Genomic DNA, 14953 nt, shown 5'->3' on the forward strand with positions numbered 1-14953 from the left:
CCGACCTTCCGCTTTCTCCCGCGAAGGGAGAGGTGAGAATGACAAAGCCGATCCGATCAGGCGTCCGGCAACTCTTCCTCTGCCCAAACCCTGAATTTCGTCAGCACGTTCGAACCGAACGTGTGCGTCAACGGAACGTCCGCCGCATCGCGGCCGCGAGCGACGAGGACGCGGCCGCGGCGCGGGGCGTTGTTGCGCGGATCGAAGACGTGCCAGGCACCGCCAAGATAGACTTCGGTCCAGGCCGCGAAATCTCCCGGCGCATGGGGTTCGGGCTCGCCGATGAAGCTGAGATAGCCGGTGCAGTAGCGCGTCGGCATGTTGAGGCCGCGGCAGAAGGCGACGAACAGATGGGCGAAGTCGCGGCAGACCCCACGCCCGACGGCCAGGGCATCGGCGGCGGTCCGATCCACGTTGGAATAGCCGTAGCCGAAGCTGATATGGCCATGGACCCAGTCGCACACGGCTTGAGCGCGAGCCCAGCCCGGCGGGACGTCGCCGAACAGGCGCCACGCCTCATTGGAGAGCAGATCGGATTCGCAGTAGCGGCTCGCCACCAGGAAGGGCAGGGTCTCCAACGGCAGATCCTCGATCGCGTGCTGGATCGCGTCGGGGACCAGCGGATCGAGTTCGCCGTCATCGTCGAGCCACCCTTCGACCGAGAGCGTGACCGGACCGGCCGGCGCCACCAGGCGGCAGCAGCGATTGCCGAAATCGTCGATGAACAGTTCGTGCTCGGTCTCCGGCGAGACACTGAGCCGGTCCGGCTCGGACCGGTGGGCGAACCGGCTCGGATGCGCCGTCAATCGGGCGATCATCGGGGTCGGAAACGCGAAGTCGTAGCCCATCTCGCAACCGAACCTGATGCGCATTACCTTTGAACCTCCGGCCGACTCTCGCGCCAGCCCCGGCGCCCTAATGCCCGCGCGAGACCGTTCGGCATAGGCCGCCAAGGTCACAGGTGGATGTCGGCAAGCAGGATTTTGGCGAGCAGTCTGCGGCACGATGCTTCAGTTCCGGCGCGCCTCGGCCTGCCTCGCCAACATCCGAGCCTCGAGCCGCTGGCGCCGTGCTGCAATGACGGTGCCATTGACCTCGCCACCGAACAGGAACATCGCGGCGAGCCAGTAGAGGAAGACCAGGAACACCATCGCGGTCGCTAGGCCGCCGTAGGTGGATGCGTAGGCGTTGGAGAACCGGTCCAGGTAGAAACCGAATCCGAGGCCGGCGAGGAACCACAGCACCAGCGTCACCGCGACGCCGGGCAGCACCGACAGGATCGCGCGGCGTCCCGCCGCCACGAATTTGTGGGCGATGACGAGCACCGCCGCGAGAAGGAACGCGGTGATGCCGATGCGGCCGATGGCGACGGTGAGGCTCAGCGGTTCGAGCCCGGGGGCCACGTCGATGACCCGGCGCCAGATCAACGGACCCAGGACCACGAGGAGCGCGAAGGCGAGCATGGCGAAGGCGCCGCAGATGACGTAGCCGATGGATTCGAGCCGGGTGAGCCACCAGGGCCTGATCTCGCGCAGGCCATAGGCGCGGTTGAGCCCGACCCTCAGGCTCTCGACACCCGAGGAGGAGAAGTAGAGCGCGAGCACGGCGCCGATCGTGAGCACCCCGCCGCGCTGCTCGGTGAGCACCCGGTGGACCTCGCCGGCGATGGGCTTCGCCACCTCGCGCGGCCATGCCTCGAAGATCAGGACGCCGGCCTCGTCGGCCAGCGACTTGGTTCCGAACAGGCCGGCCAGCGCCGCGACCAGGATCAGGAACGGGAACAGCGAGGTCAGGATCGAGAGAGCGATATGGCTCGCAATGGCCCAACCGTCATGGGCGACGAAACGCTGGGCGGCGATGCTGGCGACGTTGGCGCTTTTGCGGAGACGGCTCACGGCGGCTGGGGCACTTCTCGTATGTGGTGTCTCGACGATCCCGTCTGTCTAAACGCGAGGCCGGGTAGCGGCGCAATGCGCAGGTCGACATCGTGTCGATGCATCGCCGCCTGCCATCGGTGCAGCTTGTGTTCGGCGGTTCGGTGTGGTGCCTGCGCCACCATCATCTCAGCCGATCCGCTGACTTTCTCAACCTCGCACCATTCAGCTTTCCACCATGCGCACCCGCTCCATGCCCGCTTCGGTCGTGTCGTCGGTCTTCGTCCTGATCTGGGCGTCGGGTTTCGTCGCGGCGCGCTTCGTGGCGCCCCATGCGGAAGCCTTCACCTTCGTTGCGATCCGCGTCGTCGGCGTCAGCGTCGTCCTGACGGCCATCGCGTTCGCGCTGGGAGCAAGATGGCCGAGCCACCGGACGGGATGGCGCGATGCCCTCGTCGCGGGCGTACTGATGCAGGGTATCTACGTCATCGGTGTGTTCTGGTCCGTGGAACGCGGCCTTCCCTCGGGCATCGCGGCACTGGTCGGCAGCCTCCAGCCGCTGCTGACAGCTGCGATGGCGCGGCCCTTCCTCGGAGAGATCGTAAGCCTGCGCCGCTGGCTCGGCATCGCCACGGGCTTTGCCGGTGCGCTTCTCGTGCTGGCCCCTAAAGTCGGTGCGGCAGACGCGTCCGGCATTCCGGTCGTTCCTCTCGTCGCCTGCCTCGGGGCCATGGCCGCGATGACTGTCGGCACACTCTGGCAGAAGAGCCATTCGGGCCAGGCCGATCTCCTTTCGAATGCGGCGATCCAATTCGTCGGAGCCTCGCTCCTCGCCGTGCCGGCCGCGTTGCTGTTCGGGACCGGCCGTTTCGATGCCTCCCTACCGCTCTGGGGCGGCCTCGCCTGGTCGATCCTCGTCAACTCGGTGGCCGGAATTCTGCTGCTTCTCGCGCTGATCAAACGCGGCGAGGTGGCCGGCGTCGCATCCCTGCTCTTCCTGGTCCCACCGGTCTCCGCAGCGATGGCCTATGCCCTGTTCGGCGAGGGCCTGGTCCCCGTGCAGATGGCCGGCATGGCAGTGGCGGCGGTCGGGGTCGCGATCGCCAGTCGGAGATGACTTTTTCTTTGATCCACTTCTCAATAAAATTCAGCGCTCTTGGTTTCGTTGAGAAAAAACAGGTTTTCCGTCGCAACAAATAATGAATTCAAGCGGGATATTGCCGCGCTGCGGCGAGACGCCTCTACAGACTCGACAAACCTGCCTATAATGACGGCCAATCCTCCTTCTGATCTGAGAGATTTGAACCATGTCCGCATCTCCGGCCGTCTCCACCGAACCGCAGGATCTCCTGACGCTCGCTCAGAGCGCCGGTGACGCCGCCAAGGCCCTCGTCGCCGAAGCGACCACCCGGGTACGGGCGAAGGTGCTCGCCGCCGACGGCAAGATCTCCCCCGAGAAGCTGGAAGCGGAGCAGCACGCCACCCACGGCCTCGCCTGGCTCGCCACCTATGCCGAAGGCGTACGCGAACTCGGCGCCTATGCCGCTCGCCTCACCGAGACCGGAGAGTTCGGCGAGACCGAAGCGCTGCTCGTGAAGATCGGCATCGGCGAGTATCTCGACCAGATGTTCTCCGGCATCCCGATGAGCCAGGGCGAGATGGTGCGTGCCACCGGATCGCTCGGTCTCTCCGCCCGCGAGGTCGCGAAGTTCAGGACCGATGCGGTCGAGACCATGATCGCGGAAGGGAATACGGTTGCGAACCGCGCCGCGCTGGTCGCCCGTATCCGCGACAATGGCGGTTCGGCCACCATCGGCAAGTCGGGCCTCGACGAGGACATGGAGGCGATCCGGTCGGAAATGCGTCGCTTCGGTCTCGCCGAAGTCGCGCCGCATGCCCATGAGTGGCACAGCCAGAACGCCTACATCCCGATGGAGATCGTCACCAAGATGGCCGAACTCGGCGTCTTCGGCCTGACGATCCCCGAGGAATACGGTGGCATGGGCCTGCCGAAGATCTCCATGTGCGTCGTCTCCGAGGAGCTGTCCCGCGCCTATATCGGCGTCGGCTCCCTCGGCACCCGCTCCGAGATCGCCGCCGAACTGATCCTCTGCGGCGGTACCGAAGAGCAGAAGCACCGCTTCCTGCCCGGCATCGCGTCCGGCGACACGCTCCCCACCGCCGTGTTCACCGAGCCGAACACCGGTTCCGACCTTGCCTCGCTTCGCACCAAGGCGGTGAAGGACGGCGATGTCTGGAAGATCTCGGGCAACAAGACCTGGATCACGCACCCCGTGCGCGCCGACATCATGACCTGCCTCGTGCGCACCAAGCCCGAGGAGAAGGGCCACAGGGGCCTGTCGCTTCTCGTCGCCGAGAAGCCACGCGGCACCGATGCGGATCCCTTCCCCGTGGCCGGCCTGTCCGGCGGCGAGATCCATGTCCTCGGTTATCGCGGCATGAAGGAATACGAGCTCGCCTTCGACAATTTCGAGGTGCCGGCGGCCAATCTCCTCGGCGAGGTCGAGGGCAAGGGCTTCACCCAGCTCATGCAGACCTTCGAATCCGCTCGTATCCAGACGGCGGCCCGCGCCATCGGCGTGGCGCAGAACGCCCTCGACCTGGGTCTGCGCTACGCCGAGGACCGGGTGCAGTTCGGCAAGGCCCTGATCAACTTCCCCCGCGTCGCCGACAAGATCGCGATGATGGCGGTCGAGATCAACATTGCCCGCCAGCTCACCTACTTCTCCGCCCGCGAGAAGGACGAGGGCAAGCGCTGCGATCTCGAGGCCGGCATGGCCAAGCTGCTCGGCGCCCGCGTCGCCTGGGCGGCGGCCGACAACGCCCTCCAGATCCACGGCGGCAACGGCTTCGCGCTCGAATACGCCGTGAGCCGCGTGCTCTGCGACGCGCGCATTCTCTCGATCTTCGAAGGTGCCGCCGAGATCCAGGCCCAGGTCATCGCCCGCCGCCTGCTCGAGACCGCCTGACGGTTCATGGACGTTCGGCGCCGGGCTCGAAACCCGGCGCCGAGCAACGTCGTCGGCAACGAAAAAAGGCCTGGAGCCGGATGTGAATCCGGCTCCAGGCCTTTGCTTTTGAAGAGGCCTCTTCCCGAGACCGGGAAGAGGCGAAGGACGTTCTACTCCGCCGGCGCGTGATGACCCGACGGCACCGAACCGTCGCGTCCCTCCGCCTTCGGCTCGTCCCCGACCGGCTTCGTCTTGAACAAGCGCATCACGAAGACGAAGAAGACCGGCACGAAGAGCACCGCCAGGATGGTGGCGGAGATCATTCCTCCGAGCACGCCGGTGCCGATGGCCTGCTGGCTCTTCGAGGCCGCTCCTGAAGCGATAGCCAGGGGTATCACGCCGAAGATGAAGGCCAGCGAGGTCATCACGATCGGCCGGAAGCGGAGCGTCGATGCCTCGATCGTCGCGTCGACCAGCGATGTGCCCGGCTTCCACAGGTCCTTGGCGAATTCCACGATCAGAATCGCGTTCTTGGCCGAGAGGCCGATGATCGTGATGAGGCCGATCTTGAAGTAGACGTCGTTGGGCAGACCCCGCAGGTAGACGGCGGCCACCGAGCCGATGACGCCGAGCGGGATGACGAGCAGCACCGAGAACGGGATCGACCAGCTCTCATAGAGGGCCGCGAGGCACAGGAACACGATGAGGATCGACAGGGCGAGGAGCAGCGTCGCCTGGCTTCCCGCCTGCTTCTCCTGCAGCGACTGACCCGTCCAGACGTAGCCGAAGCCCTTGGGCAGCTGCTGCATCAATCGCTCCATCTCGGCGATGGTATCGCCGGACGTATAGCCGGGCGCCGGTTCGCCTGTGATGCGCACCGACTGGTAGCCGTTGAAGCCGATGATCTGGGCCGGCCCGACGCTCCACTTGAGATCGGCGAAGGAGGACATCGGCACCATGGTGCCCTGGCTGTTCTTCACACCGTAGTTCAGCAGGTCGGAGGCTTTCAGGCGCTGGGTATCCTCGGCCTGGACGATGACGCGCTGCATCTTGCCCCGGTTCGGGAAGTCGTTGGTGTAGACCGAGCCGAGATTGACCTGGATCGTGTTGTTGATCTCCTCGAAATCGACGCCCAGAGCCGCGGCCTTCTCGCGGTCGATGACGAGTTCCGCCTGCGGTGCCGGCGGCAGGCCCTCGACATAGACCTTCTGCAGGATCGGGCTCTTCTTCGCGAGCGAGAGCAATTGCTCCTGCGCCGCCATCAAGGCCGAATAGCCCTTCTGAGCACGGTCCTGCAGGCGGAAGCTGAAGCCCGACGCGTTGCCGAGGTTGTCGATCGGCGGCGGCTCCAGCGCCTGGATCACGGCGTCCTTATAAGTGGACAGCGCCTTGTTGGTCCCCTCGACGAGGTTGGCCGCGGAATTGGCGGCATCGCGCTCGCCCCAGGGCTTCAAGGTCACGAAGGCTTGGCTCGTCACCTGGCCCTGGCCGGAGAACGAGAAGCCGTTGACCATCGTCACCGTGGCGACGCCGGGCTGGGCCATCAGGTGCTCTTCGACCGCCTTCACCGCCTTGAGCGTGCGGTTGAACGACGAGCCGGGCGGCGTCTGGATGTCGACGGTGAAGAACCCCTGGTCCTCCACCGGCAGGAAGCCCTCCGGCATCCGCACGAAGGCGAAGCCGAGGCCGATGACCAGAGCGAGGTAGATCATCATCACCCGGCCCGAGCGCTTGATCATCCCCGCGACGCCGCGGCCGTAGCGTGCGGTCTCGCGGTCGACGACCCGGTTGAACCAGCCGAACACGCCGCCCTTGGAATGGCCGTGACCCTTCTCGATGGGCTTCAGCAGGGTGGCGCAGAGAGCCGGCGTCAGCGTCAGCGCGAGCAGCGCCGAGAAACCGATCGACGTGACCATGGCGATGGAGAACTGGCGGTAGATGATGCCCACCGAGCCCGGGAAGAAGGCCATCGGAATGAACACCGCGATCAGCACCAGGGTGATGCCGATGATGGCGCCGGTGATCTGACTCATCGCCTTGCGGGTCGCCTCCTTCGGAGGCAGCCCTTCCTCGTTCATGATGCGCTCGACATTCTCGACCACCACGATGGCATCGTCGACGAGGATGCCGATGGCGAGCACCATGCCGAACATCGTCAGCACGTTCACCGAGAAGCCGGCGAGCAGCATCACCGTGCAGGTGCCCATCAGGGCGATCGGCACGACGATGGTCGGGATCAGGGTGTAGCGGATGTTCTGCAGGAAGAGGAACATCACCACGAAGACGAGGATGACGGCCTCGATCAGCGTCATCAGCACTTTCTTGATCGAGGCCTCGACGGCGGGCGTGATGTCGTAGGGGATGTCCCACTGCACGTTGGAGGGGAAGAACTGCGACAGCTCCTCCATCTTGGCGCGGATGGCGGACGCGGTCTCGAGGGCATTGCCGTCCGGAGCCAGAGTCACGGAGATACCGGCCGCCTCGCCGCCGTTCAGGCGGGTGGTGAACTTGTAATCCTCACCGCCGAGTTCGATCCGGGCGATGTCGCGCAGGCGTACGTTCGACCCGTCCGGGTTGGCGCGCAGGACGATGGCACCGAATTCCTCCGGCGCCGTCATCTGCCCCTTCACGATGATGGGGAAGTTGACCGTGTTGGAGGCCGGGCTCGGCATGGCGCCGACGGCGCCGGACGCGATCTGGACGTTCTGGTTGGTGATCGCCTTCGAGACGTCCGAGGCATTGAGGGACAGGCCGCGCAGCTTGTCCGAATCGATCCAGATGCGAAGGCTGCGCTCGGTGGAATAGAGCGTCGCGCGGCCGACGCCGGGGATGCGGCGGATCTCGTTGATGACGTTGCGGATGAGGAAGTCGCCGAGCGCGATCTCGTCCATCGACTTGTCCGGCGAGATCAGCGTGATGATGTTCAGGGTCGCGGCGGAGGCCTCCTCCACCAGCGTCCCCTGCTGGCGGACTTCGGCGGGAAGGCGGGCCTCGACGCGCTTGAGGCGGTTCTGCACCTCGACGCCGGCGAGGCTCGAATCCGTGCCGGGCTGGAACTGGGCCGTGATCTCGACGACGCCGAACGCGTCGCTGGCGGATTCGAAGCTCAGGATGTTGGCGGCACCGTTGAGCTCATCCTCGATGAGGCGGGTGGTGCCGGTATAGAGGTTCTCGACCGAAGCGCCGGGATAGGCTGTCGACAGGGCGATGGAGGGCGGCGCGATGACCGGGTATTGCGCCACCGGAAGGCTCGGGATCGACAGGATCCCGCCCAGACAGATGAACAGCGCGACGACCCAGGCGAAGATCGGGCGATCGATGAAAAAACGGGCCATGGCTCAGCGGACCTGAGCCGAAGCGGGCTGAGCGTTAGGCGCCCTGTCGTCGAGATCGGTATCGATCGGCTTCGCCTCGGCCTGGGCGGAGGCGACTTTCAGCTCGACGGTCTTGACCGGCGATCCGGCCGAGATCTTCTGCACGCCTTCCACCACGACGCGGTCGCCGGCCTTGAGACCGTCGCGGATGATCCAGTTGGAATCGACCACCGGGCCGACCTCGACCGGCTGCAGCATGACCTTGTCGTCCTTGCCGACGACCCAGACCTCGGCCTTGCCGTCGTTGGTGCGCTGGATCGCCTGCTGCGGCACCGCGATGGCATCGACATCGATGCCCTGCTTGATGCGGGCGCGGACATACATGCCGGGGAACAGCTCGTCATGCGGGTTGGGGAAGAGCACGCGCAGGGTGACCTGACCGGTACTCGGATCGGCCGTGACGTCCGAGAACAGGAGCTTTCCGGCCGAGCCGTAGAGCGATCCGTCATCCATGATGAGATGCGCGTTGGCGGTGTCGTTCGACAGACGCGAGAGCTCGCCGCTGGCGAGATCCCGACGCAGCTTGTTCAGCTCGCCCACCGACTGGGTGATGTCGACGTAAATCGGATCGAGCTGCTGGATCGTGGCAAGGTTGGCGGTGGCGCCCTGCTCGACCAGCGTGCCCTCGGTCAGAAGGGCGCGGCCGATGCGGCCCGAGATCGGCGCTCGCACATCGGTGTAATTGAGGTTCAACTTGGCCCGGTCGCGCGCGGCCTTGGCCCCGGCCACCTCCGCCTGGGCCTGTTTCAGGCCGGCATAGGCACTGTCGTACTGCGCCTGGCTGGCGGTCTGCCGCGAAAGCAGCTGTTCGAGGCGGTCGGCCTGCTGGCCTGCCAGGACCTGGGCGGCCTCCGTGCGGGCGAGCGCGGCCTCGGCACTGGCGAGTTCGGCGTCGAACGGCGCAGGGTCGATCTTGTAGAGAATATCACCTTCCTTGACCAAGCTGCCCTGCTCGAACGTCCGCTTGACCACGAGACCGGACACGCGCGAGCGAACCTCGGCGATGCGCAGGGGGGCCACCCGGCCCGGCAGATCGCGCACATAAGGAATGGGCTGTTCCCGAACGGTGACGACGCTGACCTCGGGCGGCTGGGTCGGCACCGGCGCCGCGGCCTGCTGCTTCTGATTGCAGGCGGACAGGGCGACCATGACGGAGGCTGCAGCCAGGGAGGCCGGCCAGACACGTCGGACGCGGTGAGAAGTGGTCGTCACGATGATTTCGCTCCTGTGCGATACGCGGTCGATCGCAACCCGCATCGCGGGTTGGCAGCTCTGGCAATCAAGTCGCCGGCAAAAATCCGCGAGGCGGCATCGTTACCGTGGCAATCGCTGGGCCACGCGAAAGCGGCCATGGCGTCGTTGGGCATGCGGAGGCAGTCGGAAGGCCAACCCACACATCAAGGCTTCAGCAATCGTTCACGATCTGGGCAATCGCGCGACCTCAGCCGGCAAACGAGCGAATTTATCTCGGCTCGGTTGAAAAAGCCGCGCCTCCGCACTCAGGCGGCGACCCTGGGAGGGCGGTGAAGCGGTGCCTTCGCGTTGATCCCGAGCGAGAGTGCCGAACGTCCACGCAGACTCGGCGCGGACGAGAGGCCGAGCATCCGCGGCTCAGGAAATAGACGCAGCATCACCGCATCGTCTGCTTCCAGACGCGACACGGCATTCGCCGACGGCACCTCGGCTTGCCCCGACATGCCATCGGGCCACTGGCTCGCCACCGGCACGGACACCCCGCCCGCCCAATGGCCTTGCGGGATACTCGGAAGCACCAGCGCGAGAAGGGAGAGGAGAACCATCAGAACCGAGAGCGGCCGAGAGACTGCCCGCGAAAGCAGGGAGGCCAAAACAAGGCCAGCCGCATCGCGGGGAGCGACGGCAGATTTGATCGGCGGAGAGGTCACAAAATGGAGGGTGGTGCGAAAGTTCCCGCAGCGCAATAACCTGCGGCAATCTGTCGAACAGCAGCGAAGCGGTCGGAATCCGCGCCGTTGCAGCAATCCCACAGCATAATCCGTTCGCACCGATCCGGGTTGACCACCCTTAACCATCCGGCCAAGTGTGCGCGTCCGATCACCAGACGTCCGGCTCTCCGAGCCTGGACCTTGTCGGAATGGACGCCGAAACGCAGAGGCGACGGCTCTTCCAGGTCCGGCCGGAGACGACGACCATGAGCATGCGCTCCCTCCTCCCCGCCACGGCATTCGCGCTGGGCCTGAGCTTCGCCGCAGGCGGAAGCGCCAGCGCCGGCAACCCGTTCGACAGCGGGCCGATCGCCGACTTCATGAACATCTTCAAGGAGCAGGCGATCCCGCGCGAGACCGTGGCCTGGAAGGGCGGCGAGAAGCCCGGCACCATCGTGGTCTCGACGAGCCAGCGCAGGCTGTTCTACGTGCTCGGTGGCGGTGCGGCCGTCCGTTACGGCGTTGGGGTCGGCCGTCAGGGCTTCTCCTGGTCCGGCCAGAAATCGGTGACGATGAAGAAGGAATGGCCGGCCTGGCGTCCCCCGGCTCAGATGCTGGCGCGCCGACCCGACCTGCCGCGCTTCATGGCCGGCGGCCAGGACAATCCGCTCGGTGCGCGGGCGATGTATCTCGGCTCCTCGCTCTATCGCATCCATGGTTCCAACGAGCCTGAAACCATGGGAGCCGCCGTCTCGTCGGGCTGCATCCGCATGACCAACAAGGATGTGGTCGACCTCTACGACCGGGTGAAGGTCGGCACGAAGGTGATCGTGCGGAACTGAAGGTACAAACCGCTCACCGCCGGTCTCCGATCGGTCGCGACCGGACGTGGTGGGAAGCGGAATGATCTTCGGTGTCGACATCAGCCTCGTCGCGGGCCTGTTCGCTGTGGCCATCGCAGCAGGCTGCGTCGATGCGATTGCGGGCGGGGGCGGCCTCATCACGGTTCCGGCCCTGCTCCTTTCCGGCCTCGATCCGGTGAGCGCCATCGCCACCAACAAGCTGCAGGGCAGTGCCGGCGCCGTCTCGTCGACGATCGCCTTCGCACGGCGCGGGCACATCCACTGGCCTGCGGCGTGGAAGATCGCCGTCAGCGCCGGTCTCGCATCCATCGGCGGAGCGCTCTGTGTCAGCCTGTTGCCGCGGCCGGTCCTCGATGCCGCCGTGCCGATCCTGCTGATCGGGATCGCGCTTTACTTCGCCACGGCCCGGCGGATGAGCAGCGAGGATGCCACCGCGCGGATGCGGCCCGGACTGTTCGCCCTGACCTGGGCGCCCGCCGTCGGCTTCTACGACGGAGTCTTCGGCCCCGGAGCGGGCGCCTTCTACATGATCGGGTTCGTGACGCTGCTCGGCCTCGGCGTGGTCCGCGCCACCGCCCATACCAAGCTCGCCAACGCGGCGAGCAATCTCGGCAGCCTCGCCCTGTTCGCGGCCTCCGGCCACGTGGTCTGGACGATCGGCATCGCCATGGCTTTCGGGGCCTTCATCGGCGCGCAGATCGGCTCGATCCTGGCGATCCGGCTCGGTGCGAAGCTGATCCGACCGCTCCTCGTCACCATCGCCTGCGCGATGGCGATCCGGCTGCTCTCCAATCCGGAAAACCCGCTACGGCTCGCCGTGGTGGGAGTGTTCACCGGCGGTTGAGGCCTTCGCCTCAGCGCGGCATGAACGCCCAATAGTCGAGGTCCAGGATCACGGCGGGGTCGTAGCCATCGCCGGTCTTGTCCGGGTGGCTGCCGCAAGGCTGGTTTTTGGTGGCGACCGTGCGCAGACGCAGCGCGCCGATATCGCTGCGGCCGGGAAGCTCGGCACTCTCCAGCACCTCGCTCCAGGCATAGACCGTATCACCGGCAAACAGAGGCGCCACATGGCGACCGGCATTGATGCCGGCGAGGGCGAAGGCGTTGCCGAGGCCGTTGAAGCTCAGGGCGCGGGCGAGCGAGATGACGACGCCGCCATAGATCAGGCGGCGGCCGAAACGCGTGTCCTTCGCGGCGAAACCGTCGAAATGCACCTTGGCGGTGTTCTGGTAGAGGCGCGTCGCGATCTGGTGCTCGGCCTCCTCGACGGTCATTCCGTCGACATGGTCGATCTTTTCACCGACGACGTAGTCGCCGAACCGATGCGGGCTGCCGGCAAGATCGAAATCGTAGGCGCCGGCATTCAGGGGCGGCAGGGCATTCGCCAGGTCGGCCGGGTCGACCACCTTGGCGAAGGTGGGCACGTGCTCCTGCTCGATCTTCGCCTCGGGGTCGCGCTTGCGCACCAGCACCCAGCGGCAATAGCTCAGAACGGTCTCGCCATTGGCGTCCGAGCCGGTGGACCGCACGTAGACCACGCCGGTCTGGCGGTTCGAGCTTTCCTTGAGGCCGATCACCTCGGACACGGTGGAGAGGGTCTCGCCCGGATAGACGGGCCGGCGGAACCCGCCTTCGGCATAGCCGAGATTGGCCAGCGCGTTCAGGGAGATGTCCGGCACCGTCTTGCCGAAGACGACGTGGAAGGTGAGGAGATCGTCGAGCGGGCTCTGCGGATAGCCGATCGCCTTGGCGAAGGCGTCGGAGGATTGCACGGCGAAGCGCGGGCCGTAGAGGGCCGTATAGAGCGCGACGTCGCCGCTGGTCACGGTGCGCGGCGTGGCATGGCGGATCGTCTCGCCGAGGCGATAATCCTCGAAGAAGCGGCCTGGATTGGTCTTCATCTCTTGGTCGTCCCTCGGATTGGTTCTCTTGCCTTCAGCTCAACGCGGGCTCAGCCGCCATAGACGGAGACCTGGGGCGGGATGAACTCATGCAGGAGGCGGCTGACGAAGAGCAGCAGAAGCACGAGGACGATCGGCGACAGGTCGATGCCGCCGAGATTGGGGAGAATGCTACGGATCGGCCGAAGCACCGGTTCGGTCAGCCGATACAGCACCTCACCGATCTGAGACACGATCGGGTTGCGCACATTCACGACGTTGAAGGCGACGAGCCAGCTCAACACGGCGCTGGCGATGAGCACGTAGATGAAGAGCTGCACAACGGTGTCGAAGAGCCAGAGAAGAGCGTACATGCGCGGTTCTGATGTCCTCGTTTGCCCCGCCAGAGAGGCGAGGGTCAACGGCGGGATTTCCGGAATTGACAGCCCGAGGGACGCGCGCTTACAAGGCCCGCACCTCGGAACGGGGCTGTAGCTCAGATGGGAGAGCGCCGCAATCGCACTGCGGAGGTCAGCGGTTCGATCCCGCTCAGCTCCACCAGGTTTCTTTCAAGCATCTGGTGGATCAGCGGTCTTCATCAGACCGAGCTGTGTTTCCATGGGCGACGAGGCAGGCTTCCGCCACTCCGCCGAATGGTGGAACCCAAACATCATTCCGGCTCGCGCCGTGTCGAGATCGTGCCCCGTCGGTGTGACACGACCCCCTTCGTCATGCCCGCGCAGTGATCTCGGTGCCACCCGCGCGCGATTGTCCCGAGGCTCCGATAAGCCGCGCCGCTCAGGCGGCAGCGGAACGACAGAGAGCCGTGCCGTCACGGATCATGAAGTTCACCAGCGTCGGCGAAACGCCGTTCTCGCGCGCGAGGACGGTCTGGGGGACACCGTCGATTCTGTGGGCCAGGAACACCCTGCGCGTGCGTTCCGAGGTCGTCTCGAGAGCCGCCAATGCCGCCTTCAGGGCTTGGCACTGCTCGAGACGGTCCTGGGGGCAGGTGCAGGGAGCGGCGACGGCGTCGGCCTGATCGTCCGCCACAAAGCGGCAGCGTTCTCGGATTGACCGCCGCGCCCAATCGATCGCGGCATTACGGACCATCCGACGAAGGTAGTGGAGCGGAGCCTCGACGCGCCGCCCGCGAAGCGTTTCGGCACCCGGCTCCTCACAGAGCTTGAGCACCACTTCCTGCACCACATCCTCCGCCGACGAGCGGTCATGGAGGATTTGCGTGGCATAGGCGACGAGACCGGCTTGCTCGGCGATGAGTGCGGCAAGCAGCGGCGCGGCGATCCCGCCCTGCGCCATATGCGACTGACCCTGTGCCATGGACGACCTTTTCATGATGCGCGGGTCACCACAGAGACGCGCGGAGCCGCCCAGCCGCGCGAAATCTCCGGGCACACCCCACATTCTGCTCAGATGCTGAGGCTAAAGAGGCAAATTCTGCGATCTTACAAGAGGGTAATTGTCAGAAAGAATTAGAATTAGAAGTCTTCTAAACTTGTTTTGGAATGACTTTATTTACGAGGAAGCGGATATTTAGGCTATCCTGAAAGGGCTTATGCTGATCCGAAACACCGGATGAGCAAAAACGGGGGTGCTGCATACGTGCATGCCATCTCGCGCATACGATACGAGATCGTTCGATCGTGATGGGTTGCACCTTTCAGATCCTGCACGCACAGAGCACAGAACGCTAGGCCGGCATCGTGGAAAGCCGCCCGGTCGCCGCGCGATGCCTCTTGCGCGATCGTTGGGTCACGTCGATTTCGATCCGCCGGAGTTTCAGCTGAGCCACTAAATTCCCGCGCCGCCCGTGCGTCATGTCCCGAGAGAGGGCATCCATGCCGCGGATGCCGATTGAGGCGAACGACGAGACCCGATGCTCAGGACAACAGCTCCCTTTCGATGCGGCGAGGCGACAGGCCGTATCCTCGAGGTTTTTCGCGACGGCGACCGATTGAGCGTGGTCGACGACGGTCGGGTCGGTCTTCGCCTGCGCCTTCAGGACAGGAACGGTCCACACCTCGCGATCGAGGAACCGGTTAGGCCCGATCCGTCGGAGATCCTC

The 14953-nt window shown here is 65.5% G+C and carries 13 protein-coding genes and 1 tRNA gene; 5 read left to right on the top strand and 9 right to left on the bottom strand.

The window, feature by feature from the left end; translation table 11 throughout:
• Positions 1 to 56 precede the first annotated feature (56 nt).
• Both A3OK_RS0102510 and A3OK_RS0102515 read right to left on the bottom strand, forming a co-directional pair.
• On the bottom strand, positions 57 to 872 hold the full coding sequence (locus A3OK_RS0102510; RefSeq protein WP_019903356.1) for a transglutaminase family protein: 816 nt from the start codon (positions 870 to 872) through the stop codon (positions 57 to 59).
• A 138-nt stretch (positions 873 to 1010) separates the two neighbouring features.
• Positions 1011 to 1895: a YihY/virulence factor BrkB family protein gene (locus tag A3OK_RS0102515; protein WP_019903357.1), complete on the bottom strand. Its 885-nt coding sequence runs from the start codon at positions 1893 to 1895 to the stop codon at positions 1011 to 1013.
• Between the two features lie 232 nt (positions 1896 to 2127).
• Here A3OK_RS0102515 and A3OK_RS0102520 point away from each other — a divergent pair, with 232 nt between their 5' ends.
• On the top strand, positions 2128 to 2991 hold the full coding sequence (locus tag A3OK_RS0102520; RefSeq protein ID WP_155911926.1) for a DMT family transporter: 864 nt from the start codon (positions 2128 to 2130) through the stop codon (positions 2989 to 2991).
• Positions 2992 to 3181: 190 nt separating this feature from the next.
• The gene (locus A3OK_RS0102525) at positions 3182 to 4864 is read left to right on the top strand and encodes an acyl-CoA dehydrogenase family protein (protein ID WP_019903359.1); all 1683 of its coding nucleotides are present in this window, start codon (positions 3182 to 3184) and stop codon (positions 4862 to 4864) included.
• Between the two features lie 152 nt (positions 4865 to 5016).
• Here the strand turns inward: A3OK_RS0102525 and A3OK_RS0102530 are convergent, their stop codons facing one another.
• From A3OK_RS0102530 to A3OK_RS0102540, 3 genes are all read right to left on the bottom strand, one after another.
• Positions 5017 to 8181, bottom strand: a complete 3165-nt coding sequence (locus A3OK_RS0102530; protein WP_019903360.1) for a multidrug efflux RND transporter permease subunit — start codon at positions 8179 to 8181, stop codon at positions 5017 to 5019.
• 3 nt (positions 8182 to 8184) lie between these two features.
• Positions 8185 to 9432, bottom strand: a complete 1248-nt coding sequence (locus A3OK_RS0102535; RefSeq protein ID WP_245259292.1) for an efflux RND transporter periplasmic adaptor subunit — start codon at positions 9430 to 9432, stop codon at positions 8185 to 8187.
• A gap of 287 nt (positions 9433 to 9719) precedes the next feature.
• On the bottom strand, positions 9720 to 10019 hold the full coding sequence (locus A3OK_RS0102540) for a hypothetical protein (RefSeq protein WP_245259293.1): 300 nt from the start codon (positions 10017 to 10019) through the stop codon (positions 9720 to 9722).
• Between the two features lie 371 nt (positions 10020 to 10390).
• On the opposite strand from A3OK_RS0102540, the gene A3OK_RS0102545 reads away from it, so the two are divergent.
• Together A3OK_RS0102545 and A3OK_RS0102550 are read left to right on the top strand one after the other, a co-directional pair.
• The gene (locus A3OK_RS0102545; protein WP_026596858.1) at positions 10391 to 10966 is read left to right on the top strand and encodes a L,D-transpeptidase; all 576 of its coding nucleotides are present in this window, start codon (positions 10391 to 10393) and stop codon (positions 10964 to 10966) included.
• Positions 10967 to 11027: 61 nt separating this feature from the next.
• Complete coding sequence (locus tag A3OK_RS0102550; protein WP_019903364.1) at positions 11028 to 11831, top strand: TSUP family transporter; 804 nt, start codon at positions 11028 to 11030, stop codon at positions 11829 to 11831.
• A 10-nt stretch (positions 11832 to 11841) separates the two neighbouring features.
• On the opposite strand, the gene A3OK_RS0102555 is transcribed toward A3OK_RS0102550, so the two are convergent.
• On the bottom strand, positions 11842 to 12888 hold the full coding sequence (locus A3OK_RS0102555) for a MaoC family dehydratase (RefSeq protein ID WP_019903365.1): 1047 nt from the start codon (positions 12886 to 12888) through the stop codon (positions 11842 to 11844).
• Positions 12889 to 12938: 50 nt separating this feature from the next.
• Entirely contained in the window at positions 12939 to 13241 is a 303-nt protein-coding gene (locus tag A3OK_RS0102560; protein ID WP_019903366.1) for a YggT family protein, read from the bottom strand.
• 111 nt (positions 13242 to 13352) lie between these two features.
• On the opposite strand from A3OK_RS0102560, the gene A3OK_RS0102565 reads away from it, so the two are divergent.
• Positions 13353 to 13428, top strand: a tRNA-Ala gene (locus tag A3OK_RS0102565).
• Positions 13429 to 13665: 237 nt separating this feature from the next.
• Here A3OK_RS0102565 and A3OK_RS0102570 read toward each other — a convergent pair.
• Together A3OK_RS0102570 and A3OK_RS24475 are read right to left on the bottom strand one after the other, a co-directional pair.
• The gene (locus tag A3OK_RS0102570) at positions 13666 to 14208 is read right to left on the bottom strand and encodes a sigma-70 family RNA polymerase sigma factor (protein WP_026596859.1); all 543 of its coding nucleotides are present in this window, start codon (positions 14206 to 14208) and stop codon (positions 13666 to 13668) included.
• A 370-nt stretch (positions 14209 to 14578) separates the two neighbouring features.
• Positions 14579 to 14908 carry a hypothetical protein gene (locus A3OK_RS24475; RefSeq protein WP_245259294.1) on the bottom strand — a complete coding sequence of 110 codons (330 nt, stop codon included), beginning with the start codon at positions 14906 to 14908 and terminating at the stop codon, positions 14579 to 14581.
• Between the last annotated feature and the right edge of the window lie 45 nt (positions 14909 to 14953).

Origin of the sequence: Methylobacterium sp. 77 (genome assembly GCF_000372825.1) — a bacterium.
In the GTDB taxonomy this organism is placed as follows: Bacteria; Pseudomonadota; Alphaproteobacteria; order Rhizobiales; family Beijerinckiaceae; genus Methylobacterium.